This is a genomic window from Streptomyces sp. WM6378, from assembly GCF_001279695.1.
Classification (GTDB): Bacteria; Actinomycetota; Actinomycetes; order Streptomycetales; family Streptomycetaceae; genus Streptomyces.
On the sequence record NZ_LGDD01000133.1, the window covers coordinates 132,186 to 156,684 of the forward strand.

General features: G+C 73.3%; 17 protein-coding genes, 1 tRNA gene and 1 riboswitch. Of the genes, 10 read left to right on the plus strand and 8 right to left on the minus strand.

The genetic code is table 11. The features are described 5' to 3' along the window. Positions 1–5: 5 nt before the first annotated feature. The 3 genes from ADK54_RS14160 to ADK54_RS14170 form a co-directional block, all read right to left on the minus strand. Entirely contained in the window at positions 6–740 is a 735-nt protein-coding gene (locus ADK54_RS14160) for a GAF and ANTAR domain-containing protein (RefSeq protein ID WP_078966376.1), read from the minus strand. Positions 741–745: 5 nt separating this feature from the next. Continuing rightward, positions 746–1,483 carry an ANTAR domain-containing protein gene (locus tag ADK54_RS14165; RefSeq protein WP_053725960.1) on the minus strand — a complete coding sequence of 246 codons (738 nt, stop codon included), beginning with the start codon at positions 1,481–1,483 and terminating at the stop codon, positions 746–748. A 500-nt stretch (positions 1,484–1,983) separates the two neighbouring features. Further along, positions 1,984–2,505 (minus strand): HAD domain-containing protein, encoded by a 522-nt coding sequence (locus ADK54_RS14170; protein ID WP_053725961.1) that lies wholly within the window; start codon positions 2,503–2,505, stop codon positions 1,984–1,986. A 135-nt stretch (positions 2,506–2,640) separates the two neighbouring features. Between ADK54_RS14170 and trpD the strand changes: the two genes are divergently transcribed. From trpD to ADK54_RS14210, 8 genes are all read left to right on the plus strand, one after another. After that, the gene (gene trpD, locus ADK54_RS14175; protein WP_053725962.1) at positions 2,641–3,702 is read left to right on the plus strand and encodes an anthranilate phosphoribosyltransferase; all 1,062 of its coding nucleotides are present in this window, start codon (positions 2,641–2,643) and stop codon (positions 3,700–3,702) included. Between the two features lie 326 nt (positions 3,703–4,028). Beyond that, positions 4,029–5,309 carry a hypothetical protein gene (locus ADK54_RS14180; protein WP_053725963.1) on the plus strand — a complete coding sequence of 427 codons (1,281 nt, stop codon included), beginning with the start codon at positions 4,029–4,031 and terminating at the stop codon, positions 5,307–5,309. 93 nt (positions 5,310–5,402) lie between these two features. Beyond that, a tRNA-Met gene (locus tag ADK54_RS14185) sits at positions 5,403–5,476 on the plus strand. Positions 5,477–5,588: 112 nt separating this feature from the next. Continuing rightward, positions 5,589–6,374, plus strand: a complete 786-nt coding sequence (locus tag ADK54_RS14190; protein WP_053725964.1) for a MerR family transcriptional regulator — start codon at positions 5,589–5,591, stop codon at positions 6,372–6,374. Positions 6,375–6,417: 43 nt separating this feature from the next. Continuing rightward, positions 6,418–6,681: a hypothetical protein gene (locus ADK54_RS14195; RefSeq protein ID WP_053725965.1), complete on the plus strand. Its 264-nt coding sequence runs from the start codon at positions 6,418–6,420 to the stop codon at positions 6,679–6,681. 72 nt (positions 6,682–6,753) lie between these two features. Next, positions 6,754–7,875, plus strand: a complete 1,122-nt coding sequence (locus tag ADK54_RS14200; RefSeq protein ID WP_053725966.1) for a PP2C family protein-serine/threonine phosphatase — start codon at positions 6,754–6,756, stop codon at positions 7,873–7,875. 261 nt (positions 7,876–8,136) lie between these two features. Then, a riboswitch (cyclic di-AMP (ydaO/yuaA leader) is annotated at positions 8,137–8,276 on the plus strand. An 11-nt stretch (positions 8,277–8,287) separates the two neighbouring features. Continuing rightward, positions 8,288–9,358 (plus strand): M23 family metallopeptidase, encoded by a 1,071-nt coding sequence (locus ADK54_RS14205; RefSeq protein WP_053725967.1) that lies wholly within the window; start codon positions 8,288–8,290, stop codon positions 9,356–9,358. Between the two features lie 119 nt (positions 9,359–9,477). Beyond that, positions 9,478–10,422, plus strand: a complete 945-nt coding sequence (locus ADK54_RS14210; RefSeq protein WP_053725968.1) for an aldo/keto reductase — start codon at positions 9,478–9,480, stop codon at positions 10,420–10,422. Here the strand turns inward: ADK54_RS14210 and ADK54_RS14215 are convergent. The 4 genes from ADK54_RS14215 to ADK54_RS14230 all read right to left on the minus strand — a co-directional run bounded on the left by ADK54_RS14215 (position 10,414) and on the right by ADK54_RS14230 (position 15,819). After that, positions 10,414–11,880, minus strand: a complete 1,467-nt coding sequence (locus tag ADK54_RS14215) for a PrsW family intramembrane metalloprotease (RefSeq protein ID WP_420717303.1) — start codon at positions 11,878–11,880, stop codon at positions 10,414–10,416. The two genes, ADK54_RS14210 and ADK54_RS14215, sit on opposite strands and share 9 nt — an antisense overlap. 47 nt (positions 11,881–11,927) lie before the next feature. After that, positions 11,928–12,734, minus strand: coding sequence for a tRNA (guanosine(46)-N7)-methyltransferase TrmB (gene trmB / locus ADK54_RS14220; protein WP_420717305.1), 807 nt, complete (start codon positions 12,732–12,734; stop codon positions 11,928–11,930). Positions 12,735–13,087: 353 nt separating this feature from the next. Next, a complete protein-coding gene (gene lhgO, locus ADK54_RS14225) occupies positions 13,088–14,293 on the minus strand; it encodes an L-2-hydroxyglutarate oxidase (protein WP_234392057.1) in 1,206 nt (401 codons plus the stop codon). A gap of 110 nt (positions 14,294–14,403) precedes the next feature. Further along, positions 14,404–15,819, minus strand: a complete 1,416-nt coding sequence (locus ADK54_RS14230) for a hypothetical protein (protein WP_053725971.1) — start codon at positions 15,817–15,819, stop codon at positions 14,404–14,406. Between the two features lie 815 nt (positions 15,820–16,634). Between ADK54_RS14230 and ADK54_RS14235 the strand changes: the two genes are divergently transcribed. Together ADK54_RS14235 and ADK54_RS14240 are read left to right on the plus strand one after the other, a co-directional pair. Continuing rightward, positions 16,635–18,785 (plus strand): asparagine synthase-related protein, encoded by a 2,151-nt coding sequence (locus tag ADK54_RS14235; RefSeq protein ID WP_107090528.1) that lies wholly within the window; start codon positions 16,635–16,637, stop codon positions 18,783–18,785. A 284-nt stretch (positions 18,786–19,069) separates the two neighbouring features. Then, positions 19,070–22,360 (plus strand): AfsR/SARP family transcriptional regulator, encoded by a 3,291-nt coding sequence (locus tag ADK54_RS14240; protein ID WP_053725994.1) that lies wholly within the window; start codon positions 19,070–19,072, stop codon positions 22,358–22,360. A gap of 22 nt (positions 22,361–22,382) precedes the next feature. Here the strand turns inward: ADK54_RS14240 and ADK54_RS14245 are convergent, their stop codons facing one another. Then, the gene (locus ADK54_RS14245) at positions 22,383–24,383 is read right to left on the minus strand and encodes a sigma-70 family RNA polymerase sigma factor (RefSeq protein WP_078966374.1); all 2,001 of its coding nucleotides are present in this window, start codon (positions 24,381–24,383) and stop codon (positions 22,383–22,385) included. Positions 24,384–24,499: the final 116 nt, after the last annotated feature.

The following is a 24,499-nucleotide window of genomic DNA, read 5'->3' on the forward strand; positions in this document are numbered from 1 at the left end:
CGGGCTCATGGGGTGGTGGTGTCGCCGAGGTCGCCGTCGAAGGTGTTGTCGATGACCTGTTGGGCGAGCTCGGTGAGGCGCAGGTGGCGGGGGCGGGCGTACGCGCGCATGGCGTCGAAGGTGCTGTCGAGGCTGAGGTGGTGGCGTTCGGAGAGGATGCCCTTGGCCTGTTCGATGGTGACGCGGCTGGTCAGGGCGGCCTGGAGCTGCGCCTTCTCGATGTAGCTCTGCTCGATGCTGCGCTGCTGGAGGATGGAGATGGTCGCCACGTCGGCGAGTGTCTGGCCGATCTGGACGTCGGATTCGCTGAGCCGGCCGGGCCGGGAGTGGAAGAGGTTGACGGCGCCGACGACCTGTTGGCGCAGCTTCATCGGCAGGGCGTGCGTGGAGACGAAGCCGGCGTCGCGGGCCCGGGCGGCGAACGGGCCGAAGCCGAGGGTGGCGGGGGCCGAGGTGAGGTCGATGTTCAACTGGGCCTGGCCGGTTCGGTAGCAGCGGACGCAGGGACCCTCTTCGTGCTGGAGGGCGAAGAGTTCCAGGAGGCGGGTGTTCTCGTCGGACGCGGCGATGAGCTGGAGTTCGCCGTGCTGGTCGACGATCATCACGCCGACCGCGTCCACGTCCAGGAGCTCGATGCTGCGGGCGCAGAGCCGGTGCAGGAACTCGATGAGATCGAAGTCTTCCGTGAGCGTGTCCACGGCCTCCACCAGGATGTCGAGCACGCGTTGCTGACTTGTCATCGTCATCAGTCCCTATTTCCGGACGGTGCGGCCGTCCCGTCTTGAGTGTCCCGGAAATGCAATCGGCGGGCCACCACGTCTTCGGCGGTCCTCAGTACGGGTGCCTCGGTGCGGTATGCGTGGGCACGCAGGATGGCGATGGCCTCGACCAGGGAGACCCCGGCCTGGACGCTGATGATGCCCGTGGCCTGGTGGACGGCGGCGCGGTGCAGCGCCGTGTGCGGTTCCGCCTGTGCGAATGCCGCCCGCCGTCCGCCGCCCGCCAGCAGCGCGGCGGTGATCGCGGCGGCCAGCACGAGCGCGTCGTCGGTCTGGGCGGCGTCCAGGGGAGCAGCGGTGGCGCGCTGGGCGGTGAGGACGCCGAGGGAGACCGCTCCCAGGCGCAGAGGGAAGCAGAACAGTGCCCGCACGCCGAGTTGCGCCGCCTCGGGCAGGAAGGCGGGCCACCGGAGAGGGTCGGCCGTCTCCAGATCGGAGACGGCGATCAAGGCGCCATGGACGTAGGAGTCGAGCCCCGGCCCCTCGCCGAGGGTGAACTGCGCGTCTTCCAGGGCGGAGCTGCGGCCCGGGGTGGACCACACCAGCTCGGTCAGGGAGCCGTTGGTACCCAGCGACACCGCGATCCCGTCCACGACGATCGCCCGTGCGCACCGTGCCGGGTCGCCGCCGAGGAGACCGGCGCCGTTCCCGTTCCCGGTCGAGAGGTCGCGCAGGATGCGAGCCATGATCGCGTTCGTGCTCACGATGTCACCGCTTCCAGACCTGCGCAGCGGGGCTGTCCGAGGTGAGTTGCCGCCCCTGCCGGCCTACCCAGATCGTACGAACCGGTACGGCGGGCGCGGGCGTCGCCGGGTCCGTCAGCAACGGGCTTGGGTGCGAGGACACCGCGCAGTTCCCCCCCGGGTTCGCTGAGCGGCGTCCTCGCACTGATCGTCCTCTCCGGGCGCCTGGGGGCGGCGGGATTCACCCCCGGCGCGGCATCGGCGAGGACATCGGCTGGAGCTGCGTTGTCGGTGAGATACGGCTCCAGCCTGCTCTCGGTCGGTCAAGACACGACCCAGGGGCAGGGGGCCAGGACGGCGAGGCGCCGGATGCTCGGGCGCGGCTGCTGTCACCTTCACGCTAGGGCACATTGCTCTGGAGCGGACCGCGAATTCCGGACGCGTACGTGAGCGTCCGCAGGGTGAGGTGTGCGCAAGAGGGCGGTGGCGATGGCCCGGCGTGCTGCCTTCCCCGTCCAATGTCAGGCCGACGCACCTCGGCCGGCGGCGCGCAACCATTCCTCAAGCGCTGCGAAATCCGCCTCCGTGAGCCCCTGCTCAGGGTCGACGCGGCGGAGCAGGACCGGTCCTTGAGCGTGTGCGGTCACCCAGGCCCGGTCGATGTCGGTGATCTCGTCATCGACCCAGGCGAAGGGGCGCCCGGCCGCGTGGGCGACGAGGGCCCGGGTCTTCCAGTGCAGCCCGCCCCGCTCGTCGTCGTATGCCTCCGGCCAGCTGACCACCGGCAGCTCCGGCAGGCCGAGCCGGGGTGCGACGCATTCGTTGGCATCGGCCATCCACGTCGTGGCCCACACCAGATCGCAGCGAAGCGCCGCCAACCGCGGCCCGTACGCGGGATTCAGCCTGGTCAGAAGAGGGTTGGAGGCGGCTCCCCGAGGTTCGCACCCCACGTCGTACGTCGGATACCCGCCCGGGCGCCCGAACGGGATGAGCGGTCCGTCGACATCGAGGAAGAGCAGCGGACGATCCACGGAACTGGTCACGGCCGCACGTTAGTGGTTCGACGCAGGGCGCGGTGCGGCAGATCGGCCTGCCCCGTACCGAGCAGGGGCCGAGGTGGCCGATAACGTGGGCGGGACCATCGCGCGGCCCCGCCGTGCCCGCACCGAGGGGACATCGTGACCGAGCCCGACCGCTCCTGGCGGCACCTGCTGGCCGTACTTCTGCGGGGCGAGGACCTCGGCGCGGACGATGCCCGCTGGGCCATGCGGCAGGTCATGGACGACGCCGCCGAGCCGGCCCGGCTCGCCGGGTTCCTGGTGGCGCTGCGCGCCAAGGGCGAGAGTGCCGAGGAGATCCACGGGCTGCTCGACGCGCTGATGGAGAGGGTTGTTCCCCTGGCCGTGGACGGGGCCGACGTCGTCGACATCGTCGGGACCGGGGGCGACGGGGCGCACACCGTCAACGTGTCCACCATGGCTGCCGTCGTCGTGGCCGGCGCCGGGGTGCCGGTCGTCAAGCACGGTGGGCGGTCCGTCTCCAGCAAGGCCGGGGCCGCCGACGTACTGGAAGCGCTCGGGCTGCCGCTCGACCTCTCCCCGGACGCCGTCGCCCGCTGCGTCCGCGAGGCCGGCATCGGCTTCACCTTCGCGCCCCGCTTCCACCACGGGCTGCGCCACGCGGGGCCGGTCCGCAAGTCCCTCGGCGTGCCCACCGTCATCAACTACCTCGCCCCGCTGACCAACCCGGCCCGGCCCCGTACGGCCGTCGTCGGCTGCTCCAACACCGCCCTGGCCCCCGTCCTCGCGGACATGCTGGCGGCCCGCGAGACCAGTGCGCTGGTCGTGCGCGGGGACGACGGGCTCGACGAGATCACCACCGCCGCCCCGACCCGGGTGTGGGTCGCCGCGGGGAAGTCTGTGCGTCAACTATGCCTGGATACCGCCGAGTTCGGGCTTTCCCGGTGTGCGCCCGACGCGCTGCGCGGGGGCGACGCCGCCTACAACGCGCTCGCCGTCCGCCGCGTCATGGACGGGGAGACCGGGCCGGTCCGCGATGCCGTCCTCGCCAACGCCGCGGGGGCGCTCGCCGCGTACCGGGGGCTGGAGGAGCGGAGCCTGGACGACGCCTTCGATGCCGGGCTGTGCGAGGCCCGGCACTCGATCGATTCCGGGGCTGCCGCACGGACCCTCACCCGTTGGCTGGGCCTGGCCCGTTCCCTGGCCCCGACCCCCCGCTGACAAGGCCGAACCTCTGTTGCCCACCGGTGACAGAGTGGAGATTGTTCCGGGTCAGGTTCTGGCAGAAGATGAGCACATCGCAGCAGTCGGGGGGAGTGCAAGACCGGCGAAGCGGCGACGAACCTTCGCATCACCCTTCACATCACCCTTTGCACCACACCTCGCATCACTCAGATCATCCCGTCGTTCCGGCGCTCTGCCGCAGACGGCCGATCTTTCGCTCGATCCTGCGCTGAACCTCTCCGTCTTCTCTTCTGTCTTCTCTGTCTTCTGCGCCGACTGCCGCCGCGCAGAACGCCCTTGTGTCTCCTTGGGGGGAGTCCACCATGTCCGCTCGCATCGCCCACCGCCTCTTCCGTCCCGCCGCCACCGCCGTTGTCGTCGCCGCCGTCGCCGGCACCGTACTGCTGCCGATGTCGGCGCAGGCCGCCACGTCCGACGACGCCCAGCGTCCGCTGGTGATGGAGATGGGGACCCCGGCGCCCAACGGGCCGCTGACCCGGGGCGGGGCCGCCGAGACGTTCGAGCTGACGGTGAGCAACCCGACGCAGCAGGCGCAGGCCTTCCACCCGTGGATGCTCGGCGACGCGACCGGCGCGAGCCCCCTGCGGACGAACGACGTCACCTTCGAGGTCGAGCCCGTGAGCGCGCCCGCGACCACGTACAACGTCGGGCACCAGGACGGCGGCTGGCAGGGCTACTTCTACCCGGCGGGCAAGAACGCCTCGGCCGGCTTCGACGTCCCGGCGAACGGCAAGCTGACCTGGAAGGTCACCATCGGGCTCGGCGCCAACTACCCGACCAACGACGGGGACTTCAGGCTCACCGCCACCAGCCTCAACGGCGAGGTCGCGCAGAACCACCAGGCCTCGCACACCTTCAAGGCCGACCCGGAGATCAAGGCGGGCCACCTGAAGACCTGGTTCGAGAAGAAGCCCGGCTCGACCATGGACGGCCCGAACGACCGCCAGTACCTGGACCTGCACTACCAGGCCACCGGCGACGGCGTGTTCAGCAGCGCGCTCACCACCCGGCTCCAGCTCTCGTACGCCGGCCCCCAGGTGAAGACCCCGGCCTTCTTCGTGCAGGGCCTGATCGACGGCCGCTGGCAGGACCTGAAGGTCGACTACGACAGCGTCGTCCTGCCCGCCGTCCCGAAGGGCTTCGGCTCGGCCTCCGGCGTGCGCACCCTGCCGCTGCGGATCAACCTGGGCGTCAAGACCCAGATCAAGAAGGTCACCCCGATCACCGCGGAGGTCCGCGTCTCGCTGGCCTCGGGCAACACCTACCCGTTCGACGGGGCCACGGCGCAGTTCGCGCTCGGCCCGATCGACGAGGGCACCGCCCCCGCCACCAAGCCGTCCGCGAAGCCCACCGGCACGCCCTCCGCGAAGCCCGGCACGTCCGCGTCCGCGGTCGGCAACGCGAACCCGGTGTCGGCGGCCGGCAACGCCAACCTCACCACCACCTCCGCCACCGGCAGCCTCGCCCACACCGGCGCCGACTCCAACACGGGCCTGTACGCGGGCATCGCCGCCGCCCTGGTCACCCTCGGCGCAGCGGTCGCCTGGCTGGGCGCGCGCCGCCGTCGTACCTCGTCCATGTGATCCCTGCGACCGGGTGTGGCCCCGCGCCCCGCAGGGGCGCGGGGCAAACGGTTCGGAGCACCCCTCCGAATGGCGTACAGTTGTGTTTACCGACGCGGGGTGGAGCAGCTCGGTAGCTCGCTGGGCTCATAACCCAGAGGTCGCAGGTTCAAATCCTGTCCCCGCTACTGAACGAAGAGGCCCGGCACTTGTCATCAAGTGCCGGGCCTCTTCGCGTTCCCCCGTCGTCGACCTCCGCGCCTTGACCTTTACGCAACGTCAAGATCTAGCTTGGTCGATGTGAACGGCAAGGAGTGGTCGATCCAGGAGATCGCCAAGAAGGCCGGGACGACGAGCCGCACCCTCCGCCACTACGGAGACCTCGGCCTGTTCGCCCCGAGCCGGATCGGAAGCAACGGATACCGCTATTACGACCAGGACGCCCTGGTCCGGCTCCAGCGGATCCTGCTCCTGCGCGAGCTGGGCCTTTCGCTGCCGGTGATCGGCGAGCTCCTGGAGGGCGAGCGCGATCCGGCGGCCGCCCTGCGGACCCATCTGCACCTCCTCGAACAGGAGCGTGAGCGCATCACGCGGCAGATCGCGTCCGTGCGGACCACCCTGCACAAGACCGAGAAGGGAGAGGAGCTCATGGCCGAGGAAGTGTTCGACGGCTTCGACCACACGCGGTACGAGGAGGAGGTGAGCCGGCGCTGGGGGCGGGACGCCTACGAGAAGGGCGACCGCTGGTGGCGCTCGCTCACCGAGGAACAGCGCAACGGGTTCCTGAAGGAGCACGAGGACATCGCCCGGGACTGGGGCCGGGCGCACGAGGCCGGTCTCGCCGCCGACGGCGACGAGGCGCAGGACATCGCCCGGCGCCATGTCGCCTGGCTGTCCACCACGGCGAGTGTCGGCAAGTCGTACGTCGTAGGGCTCGGCCAGATGTACGTCGACGACCCGCGCTTCGGCGTCAACTACGACCAGCACGGCGAGGGCACGGCGGCCTTCGTCCGGGACGCCCTGAAGGCGTACGCGGAGCGGCACCTCACGGATGGTCCTGCCGCCCGGGGCGCCTGCGGGGAGTAGTCTCGCGTGCGCCATGAGTGAGCGCGCGAGTAAGGGGACAGGGGTGGGGACACGGCGGAAGGTGCCCGTCGTGTTGCTGCTCGCCGTGTGCGCCTTCGTCCTCAGCGGCTGTGAGGACCTGGGGGAGCCCGTCCCCGTCAAGGGGGTGCCGGCCGCCGCGTCCGCGGCCCCCGCGCACGGCTGCCGTCTGAACCGCGGCGGCTGGGTCGAGCTGCCGTGCGTGCCCGACCACGGCGCCAACCATCGCCACACCAGGGGAAGCTGCTCCCGGGGACGCCCGGGGCCCCACCGCTGCCGCAGGCTCTGAGGGCCTGTGTCCGACCACCCGCTCGGGTGCGCCCGGGTCGCCCGGGGAACCGGAAGGCGTCAGGCTGGACGGGTGCGGCAGCGAGCAGAGGGCGAAGGGCGCCTGGTACGGGCGCTACCCGTACTGCTGGTCGTCGTGGGCTTCATCTTCGACGCCTCGACCCCGCCCGACCTGACCGCCGCCGCGCTGTTCGCGGGCGCGCCGGTCGCCGCCGCCCCGTTCTACTCGGGCCGCGGCACCGCTCTCGTGGGCCTGGGCTCGGTGGTCGCCGTCGTGGCGCTCTGGTTCATACACGATCTGCCCAACCTGGGCGAAGGGTCCAGCGAGCTGTTCACCGTGCTCACGGTGGGCGCGCTCGCCCTCGTCATCAACCGCATCCTGCGCCGCAGCGGCGAGAAGCTCGCCTCCCAGCGCGTCATCGCGGAGACCGCCCAGCGCGCCGTGCTGCCCACGCCCGCGGCCCGCATCGGCGGGCTCAACGTCGCCGCGCGGTACGAGGCGGCGCAGGCGGACGCCTTCATCGGCGGCGACCTGTTCGCCGTGCAGGACACCCCGTACGGGGTCCGGCTCATCGTCGGCGACGTGCGCGGCAAGGGTCTCCAGGCGGTGGAGGCCGTCGCCGTGGTGATCGGCGCGTTCCGGGAGGCCGCCGAGCAGGAGTCCTCCCTGGAGGCGGTCACCCAGCGCCTGGAGCGGGCGCTGGCCCGCGAGGGCACCCGGCGCGACCGGCTGGATGCGGCCGAGGGGTTCACCACGGCGCTGCTCGCCGAGATCCCGCGCGGCGAGGGCGCCGTACGCCTGGTGAACCGGGGGCACCCCGAGCCGTTCATGCTGCACGCGGACGGCTCCCTCGACATGCTCGTGCCGGCCGAGCCCGCGCTGCCGCTCGGCATGGCAGACCTCGGGGTGTGGCCGGACCGGGCGGACGCGTACCCCTTCCCGGCGGGCGCGACGCTGCTGCTCTACACCGACGGCCTGTCCGAGGCGCGCGACGGGTCGGGCGTCTTCTACGACCCCGGAGCCCGGCTGCGCGGCGCGATCTTCCCCGGCCCGGACGAGGTCCTGGACGCGCTCGTCGACGACGTACGCCGTTACACGGGCGGCGGCGCCAGCGACGACATGGCGCTGCTCGCGGTGGCCCGCCCGGCCGAGGGCCAGCCGGAGCGGCGCCGCACGGTGAGGATCGTGAAGTAGCACGGTCACCGTGGCGTGAGGGCGTCACCGTGTGTGCTCGAAAGGTCTCCCTGCGCATAACAATTGACACACCGTCAGAAAGCAGGTGTGACGAGGGTGACCCTGAGAGGTTGTCAACTCGCCCGGTTTGAACCGGTTATGGGGCACTAAGTCCTGGCCAGGACCGTTAACGATCAGTGGGAACGGCTTGGATTCCACCCCCGCCGTCTATTAACGTTCGATAACGCAGCGCGGTTGTCCCAGCCGCCGCAAAGGCGGCACCGTGCGCATGCGCCGAATCCCGCGAGGGAACCGGGGAACCACCAACGTGGGGTGAATCGGGCGTCCGTCATGGGCACTCGTAGGAGACCTTCCTGCTCCGAACCCGTCAGCTAACCCGGTAGGCGAGAAGGAAGGAAAGGAGCGCGCCCTCGTGGCGTCCAACGAGCCTGCCCTCGACACCCCCACATCTCCGGTTTCGCTGTACGGGGACGTACCCGGCGAGACCGAGAGCTGGGAGGAGTGGGACCCGACCGAGGAGTCCGTGCGCCCGGTCCGCGGCCGGCACCGGGTGGCCAAGCAGCGCGGCGGGCTCGCCCGCAGCTCCACCGTGCTGGGCGTCGGCGTCATCGCCGCGGTCGGCGCGGGCGGCATGGCCACCGCGCAGACCAAGCCGCCGGTCTCCATATCGCTGCCGGACTCCATATCCGAGAGCCTGCCCGACCTCGGGTCGCTGCCCGGCGTCGGCGAGCTGGTCTCGCACGACAGCCCGGACGCCCCGAAGACCGCCGCCGCCAGGGCCGATCAGAAGATCGCCGCCGCGCCGCTGACCATGACCGGTCTTTCCACGAGCGAGGCCGAGCAGGGCGCCACCGACGCGGGTGAGGCGCTGCGCGCCCGCATCCTCCAGCAGGCCGAGCAGCAGAAGGCCGGTGCGATCGCCGAGGCGAAGGCCGCCGCGCAGAAGGCCGCGGCGGAGAAGGCGGCCGCCGACGCCAAGGCCAAGCAGGACGCGGCCGCCGCGAAGGCCGCCACCGAGAAGAAGGCGGCCGAGGAGGCAGCGGCCAAGAAGGCGGAAGAGGAGCGGCTGGCCAAGCTGGCCGCGAGCTACTCGCTGCCGGTCGGCTCGTACACGATCACCTCCACCTTCGGCGAGGCCGGCTCGATGTGGTCCTCCGGCCACCACACCGGCCTCGACTTCGCGGCCCCCACGGGCACGCCGCTCAAGGCGATCCACTCCGGCACGATCAAGTCGGCGGGCTGGGCCGGTGCGTACGGCTACCGCACGGTGATCACGCTGGATGACGGCAGTGAGCTCTGGTACTGCCACCAGTCGTCGCTGGCGGTGAGCGTGGGGCAGAAGGTGTCCACGGGGGATGTCATCGGGCGGGTCGGTGCGACCGGCAACGTGACGGGCCCGCACCTCCACCTTGAGGTGCACACGCCTTCCGGCACGGGCATCGACCCGATGACGTGGCTCCAGTCGAAGGGGCTGAACCCCTAACCCCGCTTTCGCGCTCGGGCCGTACGCGGCTGGTCGCGCAGTTCCCCGCGCCCCTAGCAGGGTTGTCCTTGCGCGGGGCGCCCCGGAATAGCCGCCCCCGTAAGGGAGTTGATCACCCCATGACCTCTCTCCGTACGCTCGGCAGCTCCGACCTCTCCGTCTTCCCCCTCTCCCTCGGCGGCAACGTCTTCGGCTGGACGGCCGACCAGGACCAGTCCTTCGCCGTCCTGGACGCCTACACCCACGGCGGCGGCAACTTCGTCGACACCGCCGACCTGTACTCGGCCTGGGCGGAGGGCAACTCCGGCGGCGAGTCCGAGACGATCATCGGGAAGTGGCTGGCCGCCCGCGGCAACCGGGACGACGTGGTCGTGGCCACCAAGGTCGGCGCCCTGCCCGGGTACAAGGGCCTGGCTCCGGCCAACATCAAGGCCGCCGTGGAGGAGTCGCTGCGCCGCCTCGGCACCGACTACATCGACCTGTACTACACGCACTTCGACGACCCCTCCGTCCCCGTCGAGGAGATCGTCACCGCCCTCGACCAGCTGGTGCGGGACGGCAAGGTCCGCGCCCTCGGCGCCTCCAACATCAGCCCGGAGCGGCTCCAGGAGTCCCTGGACTTCTCCGACCGCGAGGGCCTCGCCAAGTACGCGGTGCTCCAGCCGCACTACAACCTGGTCTCGCGCGGCACCTACGAGGGCGCCCTCCAGGAGACCGCGTCCCGCGCCGGCCTGGCCGCCGTCCCCTACTTCGCGCTCGCCTCCGGCTTCCTCACCGGCAAGTACCGTCCGGGCCAGTCGGTGAACAGCCAGCGGGCCGAGGGCGCGGGCCAGCACCTGGAGACCGAGCGGGGCCGCAAGGTGCTCGCCGCGCTGGACCGGATCGCCCAGGAGACCGGCGCCGAGATCGCCACGGTGGCGCTGGCCTGGCTGGCCGCCCGGCCGACCGTCGCCGCGCCCATCGCCTCGGCCCGTACCGTCGAGCAGCTCCCGGCGCTGCTCGCGGTCGCCGACCTGGAGCTGACCGAGGCACAGCTCTCCGAGCTGACGGCCGCCTCAGCGTAGGTACGGGTTGTACTGCCCCGGGCCCCCGGCCGGGCCCGGCCGCCCGTAGGGAACCTGCGGAACGTAGGGAACGTACGGCGCGTACTGCGCGTGCTGGGTGTAGGGGTGGGGCGGGCCCGGCTGCGGGGGCAGCCAGATCCGGCCCGTGGCCCCCGCCGCGTACAGCAGCGCCGGGCCTGCGACCGGCTTGCGCTCCCACAGATGGTGGAGCAGCTCCTGCTCGCGGGCCGCGAAGTCGGGGCCGGGGCCGACGGCGCCCGCGCTGCGGTAGGCGCGGTGCCGCAGGAAGGCGAGCGCGGTCGCGAACGCCTCGTACTCGGCGACCGCCCGCGCCGCCGGCTTCCCCCCGAACGTGCGGTGCGCGAAGTCGCGGGCCGCCGCGCGGGCCCGCATCGACGACAGCGCGAGCGGCTCCGCGGGCCCGAGCCAGCCGGCCGCGGCGTAGGCGGGCAGCTCGGCGGCGACCGTGCGCAGCTCGCGCTGCCGGCTCCAGATCGCGAGCCAGGTGAGCAGCCCGAACACCGGCACCATGAACGCCCCGTACACGATGTAGAAGCCGTACACCCCGAACAGCGTCGAGCTGTTCCACAGGGCGTGCATGCCCATCGCGCACACCAGGCCGCCCAGCGGGAACACGACCCGGCGCAGCCGCTTGCCGGGCGGCGCGAGCGCGGCCGCGCCGAACCCGATGCCGGTGAGCACCGTGAACAGCGGGTGCGCGAACGGCGACATGACGACCCGTACGAAGAAGGTCGCCGCCGTCGTAGAGCCTCCGCTGTGACTGGCCTGGTCCTCGCCGAACGCGTTGCCCAAGTAGAGGATGTTCTCGGTGAAGGCGAAGCCGGTCGCGGTGAAACCGGCGAAGACCACGCCGTCGACGATCCCCTTGAAGTCGCGTCTCCTGAAGAGGAAGAGCAGCAGGACGGCCGCCGCCTTCGCGCTCTCCTCGACTATCGGGGCTATGACACTGGCGCCCAGATGGTCGGCCGAGGAGGGGTCGGCGGTGGCCGTGGCTATCCAGCGCGTCGCGAACGAGTTGGCGATGATCGCCACCAGCGCGGCGGCGCAGGCGCCCCACGCCAGGGCGAACAGGAGGTTGCGCCACGGCCCGGGATCGACCCGGTCCAGCCAGCGGAACGCGGCGCCGAGCAGCGGCACCGGAAGCACCGCGAGCCCGAGCCCCACGAGGAACCCCTCGGTGCCCGTCTGTTCCCGTACGAGCGCGAGGATGACCAGGCCGCACAGGGCGAGCAGGGTGATCAGCGCGCCCGCGCGGACCGCCTTGGAACGCCAGAAGTCACGGCGCGGCCGGTAGCGCCACTTCGACCGGTCCGGCGGGACCGCATCGAACCGGGGCTCGTCCGCGCACGCCGGAACGGGCTGGGCCGCAATGGCCGGCCCGGCCTGCTGGGGCGCCTGCCCGGGATGCGGGCGATGCGGAAGCGACTCGAAGGACACCAGACGACCCTAACGAGGGTCACTGACAATCCGCGACGGTGCCTGCACTACCCGCTGTGCCCGACCCGTCGGAACAGCAGGTCGTGCACCACGTGGCCCTTGTCGAGCCCCTGCCCCTCGAACCGCGTCAGAGGCCGGAACGCGGGCCGGGGCGCGTAGCCGCCGCCCTCCGCCGTGTTCTCGAAGTCGGGGTGCGCGCTGAGGACTTCCAGCATCTGCTCGGCGTAGTCCTCCCAGTCCGTCGCACAGTGCAGTAGGGCGCCGGGCTTCATCCGCGTCGCGGCGAGCGAGAGGAACTCGGGCTGGATCAGGCGGCGCTTGTGGTGCCGCTTCTTGGGCCACGGGTCCGGGAAGTACACGCGCAGGCCGTCCAGGGCGTCCGGCTCCAGCATTTCGCGCAGCAGGATGATCGCGTCACCGTTGGCGACGCGGATGTTGCTCATGCCGCCGCGCTCGGCGAGGCCGAGGAGGTTGCCCTGGCCGGGGGTGTGCACGTCCACGGCGAGGATGCCGGTGGCGGGGTCGTCCGCGGCCATCTGCGCGGTGGCCTCGCCCATGCCGAACCCGATCTCCAGGACGACGGGCAGCCCGTCGAACATCCCGGCCAGGTCGACCTTGCGCAGCCCGTCGATGTCGAAGCCCCACACCGGCCACAGCCGCTCCAGGTGCTCGCCCTGGCCGGTGGTGACGCGGCTGCGGCGGGGCTGGAAGCTGCGGATGCGGCGTTCGTGGTGCGAGCCGGCGGGGTCGGCCGCCGGGCCGCCCGGGAATCGGGGTGCCTTGTTCCTGGGCAGGACCTTTTCGGTCGCCGCCGCGGCCGGGGCTTCTGGGGTGTGGGGGTGCTCAGACACAATGCGGCCAATTCTACGACCCTGGTGGTGGCGGGGGCGCTGGCGTCAGCGGGGCTCGGCCCCGGACCCCGGGTATTTACGGTTTGCCCCGGTGGGGCGGGAGTGCTTCCGCGTCTTTGTGGTCGGGTGCGGGTCGTCTGTGGCTGGTCGCGCCCACGCGGCGGAGCCGCACAATGTCACACCCCCGCGCTCCTAGGAGGCACCTGCCGGGCCCGCACACCAGAGGAAGTCCCCCCCATTAACCCCGGCCCCCTGAAACCCCCAGGGGCGCGGGGAACCGCGCGAGAACCGACCGCGGCCCGCGGACGGAGCCGGGACTTTAGGGGCGCGGGGAACTGCGCGGACGGATGGCCGGGCTAGGGGTGCGGCAGGGTTGCCAGGACCCGGGTCGCCACCTCTCTGCCGATCGGCAACGACGCCGTCGCCGCCGGGCTCGGGGCGTTGAGCACGTGGACCACTCTCGGGGTTTCCCGGATCAGGAAGTCGTCCACCAGGGTGCCGTCCCTCAGGACGGCCTGGGCTCGGACTCCCGCCGGGGCCGTGCGCAGGTCCGATTCCGCCACCTCGGGGAGCAGACGGCGGACCGCTTCCGTGAAGGCTCGCTTCGACCAGGAGCGGTGCAGTTCGCCCGCGCCGTAGCGCCAGTGGCGGCGGGCTATCCGCCAAGTGCCGGGCCAGCCGAGGGTGCCGGCCAGCTCGGCGGGGCGGACCGTGCGCCAGTCGTAGCCCTCGCGGGCCGCGGCCGGCACCGCGTTGGGGCCGACGTGGACCGAGCCGTCGACACCCCGGGTGAGGTGGACGCCGAGGAAGGGGAACGCTGGGTCGGGCACCGGGTAGACCAGGCCCTTGACCAGGCCGGGCCGGGCCAGCTCGTAGTACTCGCCGCGGAACGGCACGATCCGTACCCCCGGGTCGTCGCCCGCGAGCCGCGCCACCCGGTCGCAGTGCAGGCCCGCGCAGTTCACCAGGGCCCGGGCGCGCAGCACCGTGCCGTCGGCGGTGCGCACGGCGACGCCCAGCGAGGGGCGCCGGTCGATGCGGACGACCTCCGCGCCGTACCGCACATCGGCGCCGGACAGCTCGGCGAGGCGGGCCGCCACCGCCCCGTAGTCGCACACCCCGGTCGTGCCGACGTGGATCGCGGCCAGGCCGCGGACCTCCGGCTCGTACGCCGCTATCTGGGCCGGGCCCAGCTCGCGCACCGGGATGCCGTTCTCCCGGCCGCGCTGGACCAGCGCGTGCAGCCGGGGCAGCTCGGCGCGCTCGGTGGCCACGATGAGCTTGCCGGTGACCTCGTGGGCGATGCCGTGCCGTGCGCAGAACTCGACCATCTCGGCCGCTCCCCGCACCGCGAAGCGCGCCTTGAGCGAGCCCGGCTTGTAGTAGATGCCGCTGTGGATGACCCCGCTGTTGCGCCCCGTCTGGTGCCGGGCGGGGCCGCTCTCCTTCTCCAGGACCACCACGCGTGTCCCGGGCGAGGCCTGCGTGAGGGCGTACGCCGTCGACAGACCCACGATCCCGCCGCCGACCACCAGCACATCGCAGTCGTACGTCGTCGTCACCCACACACCTCCCACCCCGGTCGCGTCTTTCCCGGAGGACGGCCCCGGACCCCCTCACCACATACTGCACTGACCCACTGACAATCCCGGTAAACGTCCGGTGGAGGGGTCTACGCCGGGGTCACCAGGAGCGGCCTGGCGCGCTCGCGCAGCTCGGCGACCCTCGGCTCGTCCCCGTACGGCTCCAGGCGGTGCAGCAGATCGCGGACGTACTCGGTCGTACGGGCCGAGGAGATCCGGCCCGCGACCTCGACCGCCCGGGTGCCCGCCGCGCACGCCGCGTCCAGGTTGCCCGACTCCAGCTCGGCCACCGCGCTCACCACGAGCCGCAGCCCGTGCGAGCGGACGAACTCCTCGGTGGGCCGCGACAGCGCGTGCTCGGTGAAGCGGCGCACCTGGCGGGGCGCCTTCAGGTCGCGGTAGCACTCCGCCGCGTCCGCCGCGAAGCGGTCGTAGGAGTAGAAGCCGAGCCAGGACGGGTCGCAGTCGCCGTCGCGCGAGCGCTCCAGCCAGGCCTCGGCGGCCTTCAGGGCGGCCTCGGCGGGGTGCCCGTCGCCGGCCTTGGCGTGGGCGCGCGCCTCCACGAGCCGGAAGAAGGACATGGTGCGGGCGGTGGCGAGCCCGCGGTTGCGCTCGACGGCGGCCTGCGCGAGGTCGACGCCCTCGTCGGCGAAGCCGCGGTAAGTGGCCTGGAGCGACATCGACGCGAGCACATAGCCGCCGAGCGGCACGTCGGCCGCGGCGCGCGCGAGCCGCAGCGCCTGGATGTAGTAGCGCTGGGCGGCCTCCTGCTGGCCGGTGTCGAAGGCCATCCACCCGGCGAGCCTGGTCAGTTCGGCGGTCGCGCCGAACAGCGCGCGGCCCACCTCGTCGCTGTACGAACCGAGCAGCAGCGGGGCCGCGTCGACCCGTAAGCACTCGGGCACCATCGACGAACGCCAGTCGCCGCCGCCGTACTTGGAGTCCCACCGGCGGGCGTCCTCGGCCGCCTCGCGCAGCTTGGCGACATCGCTGTGGCCGACCTTCAGCGGCGGCAGGTCGGTCAGCTCGACGCTGCGGGCGACCGAGGAGTCGGCGGGCGTTATGAGCCAGCGGGACGCGGGCGTCGCGTACGCGCTGACCGCGAACGAGCCCGCGAGGGACTGCCAGATGCCGCCGCCGGCCCGCCGCCCGGCCAGATCCAGCCGGTACAGATCGGTCGCCGAGCGCACCGCCTCCGACACGTCGCGCGGGAAGGCGAGCCCGACCTCGGGGGCCGGATCCGCGTCCGCGAGGCCGATTTCGTGCAGTGGGACGGGCCGGCCCAGCTTGGCGCCGATCGCCGCCGCTATGAGATGGGGCGCGGCGCCCTGGGGCACCATGCCCTTGGAGACCCACCGGGCCACGGAGGTCTTGTCGTAGCGAAGGGTCAGGCCCCGCTGCGCGCCGAGGTCGTTGACCCGTCGCGCCAGGCCCGCGTTGCTTATTCCCGCGAGGGCGAGAACGGTGCCGAGCTTCTCGTTCGGCCCGCGTTGCTCCCTGGACATGCGCCACCCCTCGACACAGACGGCGTTCCCCCGGGCGGTGTGGTGTCCGGATCGTCGGCCGCAAAAGCATGTGGCCGAGCCCTCGGGAATATGCCGCTCGTGGGGAACAGCAGTAAACACAGCGTAGTTCGCCGCATCCCGACCGTTAAGAGGCGGTCTTCCGTATGGCGAGATTGTTTTCCGTACGAACAGTTGCTGACACCCGCGGGCGCGGCGCGATCGGCGGACCGTTGCGCCGGGGGTGAGGCGGGACCGGCCGCCGCCGCGCTCCTGCCGTGTGGCCGTGCGCCCGGCCGTGCGCTCTCGCGGGTCCCCCAGGGGAGCGCTTCCATGTGTGGTGCGTGGGTCGGCCCGCTGCATGGATCCAGCGGGCTGGGGGACACCGCCGCCTCAATCCCCGCGGGCGGCGGACCGGTCCGGGAGGCGAACAGCGCCTCCCGGACTGTGTGTTGAGGGCCCCCGGAGGCGGGTGTGACGAGCCCGCCGCACTCCGAGAATGGCTGGATATCGCCCCTCGGTCGAGGGCCCCGGAGCCGGTTGTCGATCACCGGTGGCGGGTTCCGTACGCCCCGGGAGCGACACCAATCGGCCACCTGCCGAGGCGAATTCACTTTTTGCGCCCGCTACCCGTAGCCCCTCCGGGGCGCCGTTGTCGTGGCAGCATGGGGTCCCGGCCTCCTTCGGCCCGTACCGAGCCCAGTACCGGACCCAGCGCTGAGTCCAGTAATGGGCCCGGCGCCGAGCACCTGACGGATCGTCACATCGAGGGTCGGCCCGGGGTTGTCCACTAGTTGTCCACAGCCTGTGGAGGCGCGATGCGGTGGTTGGTGGGGTGGAGCAGCGTCGCCGCAAGCTTCCGCGCGGGCGGTTACGGTACGGGCGGGTACGGCACGGCAGGCTCCGTCGGCGAGCCCGAGGAGGGGCGCACGGTCCACCCCGTCGGGGCCCAACTCCTGTGGGGCGACCCGGATCCGCTGTGGGCGGTGGGCGACTGGCGACCCGACGAGATCCGCATCGTGAGCGTCGGCGCCGACACCCGCCTGGCCGTACTGGGCTGCTGCGCCGCCACCGACGAGGAGCTCAGGGTCGGCCTCTTCGCCGCGCGCGGGGGAGCGCTGCGCCACCTCTCCGCCTGGCCCGGCAGCTACACGGCCGTCGCCCAAGTGGCCCGCCGTGTCACGGTCGTCGGCGACCTGGCCGGCGCCCGGCCCGTCTTCTACACCCCCTGGGCGGGCGGAACGGCCTATGGAACGGCGGCACTTCCGCTCGCCGACCTCATCGAGGCCCAGCTCGACATCGGCCACCTCGCCGCCCTGCTCGCCTGCCCCGACGTGCCCGAGGCGCTCGGCGACTCCACCCCGTACGCGGGTGTGCGCCGCATCCCGCCCGGCCACGCGCTCGTCCTGCGCGAGGGCTCGCGCGAGATCACCGGGTACGAGCCGGTCGCCTCGCTCGCGGTGGCCGCGCCCCAACTGGCGCCCGCCGCCGCGGTGGAGGGCGTCCGCGACGCCCTCGTGTCGGCGGTACGGGCCAGGCTCACCGCACCCCGGCACGCCCCCGAGACCCTGCCGCCCGACCCCGGCCCGGTCCCCGGCATGGGCCCGGCCGAGCGGCGCGCCGCCCGCGGGGGCCCGGCCCCCGGCATAGGGGCCGACCTCTCCGGAGGCCCCGCCTCCGCGACCCTCGCGCTGCTCGCGGCGGGGCTGCCCGGGGTGCCGGGCACGGTGCTCGGGCACGGCACGGGCGCGGGCGAGCGCCTGCTCGCCGTCACCTTCAACGACCTCACGGTGCCGGGAGCGGGCCGCCAGGCCGAGCTGGAACGGGCCGGGGCGATGGCCGCCAACCCCCGCCTGCACCACGTGGTGGTGACGGGAGACGAGGAGTACCTGCCGTACGCGGACCTCGAAGGCCCCCTGACCGACGAGCCGGGCCCGTCCCTGATCGCGGCCCCCCGCCACCGCCGGCGCCTCCTCGCGGGCAGCGCGGACCACTTCACGGGAAGCGGCGCCCGCCAAGTCCTGGACGCCCATCCGGCGCGCCTGGCCGACCTTTTGATGGACCGTCAGCGCCGCCACCTGCTCCGCCCGGCAACGGCACTGGCGAAGGCGGGAGGCCCAACAGCGAACTCTCTTTTCGTCCCCCTGACGGTCTACAGAGCGGCCCGCCGCCTGGCCCGGACCCCGTACCGGACCGGCATCGAATCGGCGGCGGACGCGCTGCGCTCGTCGGCGGCGGACGGCCTGGGCTCGCCCCGCCCGGACGACGCGGCGAGCCCGCTGTCGATCTCGTTGGCGGCACTGTCATGGACGCGCCCCGGCCCGGCGGCCCGCTGGCTGACCGGGGAAGCACTCGCCGAAGTATCGGTTCGCCTGATGGCCTCGGCGACCCGCCCGGCCCCGTCGCAGCGCCCGGGGGAGGCCCGCGCGTCGGCGGCGCTCGCCCGTTACGCGGCGGACCACCGCATCCTGGAGCAGGCCGCGGAGGTACGCAGCCAGCGCCTGCACGCCCCGTTCCTGGACAACCAGGTGGTACGGGCGTGCCGGGCCCTGCCGGAATCCCTGCGGGTCCAGCCGGGCGCCCGCGCGACGATCCTGCGCACGGTGCTTTCGGCATCCGGGGTCCGCGACCTGCCCCCGGGCTGGGGCACCCCGTCCCACGCCCCCTCGACGGCCGCAGCCAGGGCGGGCCTGCGTCAGTCGGCCGACCCGCTGATCTCCCTCTTCGAAGCACCGCTGCTCGCGGACGCGGGTTTGATCGAAGCCCGCACGATCCGCAAGGCGCTGCGAGCGGCGGCCGAAGGCGAACCTCTCCCGCTGGACGGCCTGGCGGACCTGATCTCGACGGAACTGTGGCTGCGGCGCCTGCTGTCCCGCCGGGGCACCTGTTGGACGGGCACGGCAGCGCCGAGGCAGCGGGCGGTGGCGGGAGGGGTGGTTCCGCCTCGGCGGCCTACGTTGCGGTCTTGAGGGGGCTGTCCCACCGGGTCGTCCCACCGATGGTTGGCCACCGGCGGTGAGGTGGCGCCGCTGGCGGTCCGGCGTTTCCGATCCGCGTCGCGGTCGGTCGGGTGGGAGATATCTGCCCGCCCCAAGGCGGGGCGGCTGCCGATGGCGAGGCGCCTCCACTGGTGGCCCAGCCATTTCCATCTCCGTCACGGGCGGGCGGGTGGGAAAGTCCCCCGGCCCGAAAAACCGCCGTGCCGAGGAAAACGATTCCCCCCGCACGGGCAAACCCCGTCACAATGGCAACCGTGCGGTACCTGATCCTGGGCGCCACAGAGGCGCACGACGACAACGGCACCGCCATACCCCTCGGCGGGCCCAGGCTGCGCACCCTGCTGGCCGCGCTGGCGCTGCGTGCCCCGCGCCCCGTACCCGTACCCACCCTGATCGACGACGTATGGGCGGGCGATCCACCACAGGACGCCCCCGCCGCCCTCCAGGCCCTGGTGGGAAGGCTCCGCCGCACCCTCGGCAGAGCGGCCGTGGAGTCGGGCCCCGCCGGATACCGCCTGACCGCCCCGCGCGACGCGATCGACCTGCACGAGTTCGAGGACCGCACGGCAGCGGGCGCGGCCCAGCTTGCCGGGGGCGACCCGGAGTCCGCCGCCCGCACCCTGCGCGCGGCGCTCGCCCTGTGGCGCGGCGACGCCCTCGCGGACCTCCCGGAACGGGACGCCGCCGTACGCCCCGAAGCCCAGCGCCTGGCCGCGCAGCGCAACCGCATCGAGGCCGACCTGAGGCGAGGCGCCACGAGCGCGCTGCTCCCCGAACTGACGGAGCTGCTCACCTCGCACCCGTACGACGAGACGCTGCACGCCCAGCTGATCCGTACGCTGAGGAACGAGGGCCGAAGGGCGGACGCCCTGGCGGCGTACGAGAAGGCCCGCCGCATCTTGGCAGAGTCTCTCGGCGCGGACCCCAGTCCAGAACTGACCTCCCTGTACGCGGAGTTGCTGGAGGCCGCCCCCACGCACCCCGCCGAGGACGCCCAGCCCTCCGCCGAAGGCCCCGGCCCCGCCGAGCCGCCCGAAGCCCCGCGCCCCACGGAAGGCAACCTCCGCCCCCGTCTGACCTCCTTCGTCGGCCGCGAGCCCGAACTGGCCCTGATCCGGGCCGACTTGGCCGCGTCGCGGCTCGTCACCCTCACCGGCCCCGGCGGCACCGGCAAGACCCGGCTCGCGGAACAGGCGGCAGCGGGGTCGGACGCGGCCGCCTGGCTCGTCGAGCTCGCCCCGCTCGACCACCCCGACGCCGTCCCCGGCGCCGTGGTCTCCGCGCTCGGCCTGCGCGAGACGATCCTGCTGCCGCAGGCCGGCCCGGCGCCCGGCCACGACGACCCGACCGCCCGCCTGGTCGAGGACCTCTCCCGCCGCCCGGACACCCTGCTCGTCCTCGACAACTGCGAGCACGTCATCGACGCCGCGGCCCACCTCGCCGAGGCGCTCCTCACCCGCTGCCCCCGGCTCCGCATCCTCGCCACCAGCCGCGAGCCGCTGGGCGTACCCGGCGAGGCGGTCCGCCCGGTCGAGCCGCTGCCGCCCGTCCCGGCCCACCGCCTGTTCGCCGAACGCGCCCGCGCCGTACGCCCCGACTTCGACCAGGACGCCGACCCCGAGGCCGTCGCCGAAATCTGCCGTCGCCTGGACGGGCTCCCGCTCGCCATCGAACTGGCCGCGGCGAGACTCCGCGTACTGACACCTCGTCAGATCGCCGACCGGCTCGACGACCGCTTCCGCCTGCTCACCAGCGGAAGCCGCACCGTACTGCCGAGACAGCAGACCCTGCGGGCCGTCGTCGACTGGTCCTGGGACCTGCTCGACGAACCCGAACGCGCCGTCCTGCGCCGCGCCTCCGTCTTCGCCGGCGGCTGGGACCTCGCGGCCGCCCAGGCGGTGTGCGCCACCACGCACCCGGCCGGCGCCGCTGAAGGCGCCGCAGCCACCGAAGGCGCCCAGGGCGCCGCCGATCCCACCGACGTCCTCGCCGCCCTCGTCGACAAGTCCCTGGTCATCGCGGTCCCCGCGCCCGACGGCGCCGGCATGCGCTACCGCATGCTGGAGACCATCCACGAGTACGCCGCCGAGCGTGCCGCCGAGACCCCCGAGGCGCTGCGCGAGGCCGCCGACGCCCACACCGCGTACTACCGCGACCTGGCCCGCCGGGCCGAACCCAGAATCCGCTCGGGCGACCAGCTCCCCTGGATCGGCCGCCTGGAGGCCGAGCTCGACAACATCCGGGCCGTCCTGCGCCGCACGACGACCCCGCCCACCGCCGACGAGGTGGCAGCCACCGAACTCGCCCTGTCCATGGGCTGGTTCTGGTGGCTGCGCAACTACCGGACCGAAGGCGCCGCCTGGGGCCGGGCCGTCGCCGAGCTCTCGCCGACGCCCGCCGGGGACTGCGACCCGCGCCACTGGCCACGGCTCCACCTCGACCTGCTCCGGTTCTTCCTGCTCTCCGACGCCAACCCCCGCGAGGGCCTCGACAGCCCCGTCGTGCAGGACCGCCTCGTCCAGCTCCGGCAGGCCTTCGAGGTCGGCGGGCCCGAGGCGGCCCGCTTCCCCGGGCTGCTCTGGCCGTTCACCACGTTCTTCACCGACACCCCGGGCCTGGTGCGCGAGTCGATCGACGCCGTCGTCGTCAACTGCCGCCGCCACGGCGACGCATGGGCGACCGGAGTGGCCCTGATGTTCCGTGCGCACATGGCCATCGACACGCCCGGCGGCTTCGCGGGCATCGACGACGACCTCGCCGAACTGCGCGAGCTCGGCCGCCGGGTGGGCGACCGCTGGATGCGCGCCCAGGTGGCCAGCGCCGCCGCCGAGGCCGCGATGATGCGCGGCCTCCCCGAGCAGGCCAAGCCCGCCTACGAGGAGGCGCTGCAACTGGCCCGCGAGGTGGGCGCCCACCACGAGGCGCCGTTCCTCATGGCCCGGGTCGCCGAACTCGCCTACCGCAGCGGAGACCTGGACTCCGCCGAGAAGTCCCTGGCCGAGGCCTCCGCGGAGGCGGACCGCTACCGGGTCGGCGACGCCACTCCGTACATCCACTCGCTGCTCGCCACCATCGCCCTCGACCGGGGCGAGCCCGCCGCCGCCCGCACCCTGCGCGAGCAGGCCGTCGAACTCGCCATGACGGGCCCGCTGCCCCCGCACTTCGCCGCGCTGCTCGACGCGCTGGGCGCCCGGATCATCGCCGCCGAGTCGGGCCCGCTCCCGGGCCTGCGGGCCATGGCCGACGCCCTGCGCACGGCGGCCGGCGCCGAGTGCACCGAGATCGTCCTGGCCCACGTGGCCGAGCGCGCGGCCCAGCTCCTCGGCGACCTCGACGAGCACGCCCGCGCGGTACGGGTCCTGGCGGCGGCCACCGTCTGGCGCGCCGGAATCCCACACTCCGTACCGGAGCAGGAGATCGAGGAATCCGTCACGGCACGGGCCCGGCGCGCGCTCACGCCCGAGCGGTACGAGGCGGAACGGGCCGCCGGAGCGGCATTGACCCCCGCCGAGGTCGTGCTGGTCCTGGATGCGGTCGCCCGCTAGCCGATCCGGGGTGCCACCGGAGCTATTCGCAGCTGATCTGCGACTGTGCCCAGTCCGCCAGCGTCGCGCCGCCGAACGGGCCCGCCGGTTCGACGACGAGGCGGATCGTCCCGCGGCCCGAGATGTCGGCGTGCACCGGCACCGCCGGGTCGCCGCCGTGCACCACCGGGGACTGCCAGAGCCTCGCCCCGTCCCCGTACAGCGAGAACCGCACCGCCCCGAGCCCCATCGTCAGGTCGTCCACGCCCGCGTACGCGTCGTACGTACGGCACTGGCGGTTGAGGTCGATGGTCACCGAGGACCGGCCGTGCACGGTCACCCCGTGCGGATACCGCTGCTCGCCGATCCGCATGCCCGAGCGCTGCCACAGCCAGCTGGATTCGCCGAGCCGAACCTCGGGCTTGGTGCCGTCGCCGAGCACGCCGTACTGCAGGCGGTTCACCTGGAACACGGTCGGCGCGGGCGGCGGCGGGGGAGGCGTCGGCTTCGGCGGGGTCGGCTTGGGCGGCGGCACCGGCCGGGGCGGCGTGGGCCGGGGATGCGTCGGCTTGGGCGGCGTCGGCTGGGCCGCCGGCTTCTTCGGCGCGGGCGGCGCCGGAGGCGCGGGCTTCGGCGCGGGGGCCGCGGGCGGCGAGGGCGGCGGCTGCTTTTGCGGTACGACGGGCGCCACCGCGGGCGGCTTCGCGTCGGGCTTGGCCGGCGGCGCATCGTGGCCGGTCAGCGCGAACACGACGCCCGCCGCCACCGCGACGGCCACCGCCGCGGCGATCCCGGCCTTGGCCGGGGCGCCAAGCCCCTCGGAGGCCGCGGCACCTCCCGCCGTCCCGCCGGACGAACTGCCGCCCGTCGCCGCGGCCGCGGCACCCGCGCCGGCGGCCCCGGCGGCGCCGCCCGCCACGACTCCGGCGGCCTTGAGCGAGAACCCGGCGGCGAACCAGCCGATGACCGCGACCGGAAGCAGCGCGGGAATCCCGGCGTTGACGTCCTTGAGCTCGACGACCGCGACCCGGCAGTTCGCGCACTCCTCCAGATGCTTGCTGAGCCCGCGCTCGGCCCGCATCCGCAGCCCGCCCCGCGCGTACGCGCCGAGCCGGTCGGCATAGCGCGCGCAGTCCCCGCCGGAGGTCAGCGCGCTGGAGACGTGGGCCTGGAGGTAGGCCTGCTTGAGGCCCTCCCTGGCCCGGCTGGCGAGCACCGCCGTGGCGTTGGCGGTCAGCCCGAACAGCGGCGCGATCTCGCTGGGCGACTCCTCCTCGACGGTGGTGTGCCAGAGCACCGCCTGCCAGCGCTCGGGCAGCGAGCGGAACGCCTGCATGGCCAGCGTCTGCTCGGCCTCGTGCATGGCCCGCACTTCGGCGCCGAGATCGATGGTGTCGTCGTCGGACACCTCGGCCGAGCGCGCGGACTGCTGGGCGAAGACCGCGAAGTCGTCGACGAGCTGCTCCCGCTTGGCGGTCCGCGTCCAGGAGGCCGCGACCCGCCGCACGGTGGTCATCAGGTAGGCGCGCACGGCGTGTTCGGGCCCGGCCCCGCCGCGTACCGCCTGAAGCGTCCGCGCGAAGACCTCCGCCGTCAGGTCGTCGGCGGTGTGCGCGTCGCGGCAGCAGCTGCGGGCGTAGCGCCGCACCGCCTCCGAGTGGCGCCTGAAGAGCTCTTCGTACGCGCTGTCGTCGCCGGTCCGCATGGCGTGGATGAGGTCGGCGTCGGACTGCCCGGCCTCCGCGATCCCCAGGGCCGTGCCCTCGCGCAGCCCGCCCTCGCGCTGCGGCGGCACCGTCGAGCCCGGCTCCCCGACGCCGTCCATCGGCCCCCAGGGCCCGGGCAGCACGGTCGCGCCGAGCTCGCCGAACTCCGAACCGGAATCCCCGCCGGGCTGCCCTGGAACGGGTGCTGGCCCGCCCGGCGAACCTCCGCCGGGACCGCCCTGGCTCGGCACCTGGCGCGGCGGAAGACCGCCGTCAGGGCCACCGGATTCCGGACCGCCGCCGCCTGAGCGCGACTCGTCCCGCTCTTCAACGCCCATCGCGGAAGCTCCCGTAAGCACGCTCAGACCCGACCACCGGGCAAGCGTGCCACAGAGCACAAGCGGAGCCGAGTCCCAGGACCGGCAACCACTCATCCGGGGAGACTTAGCGACTG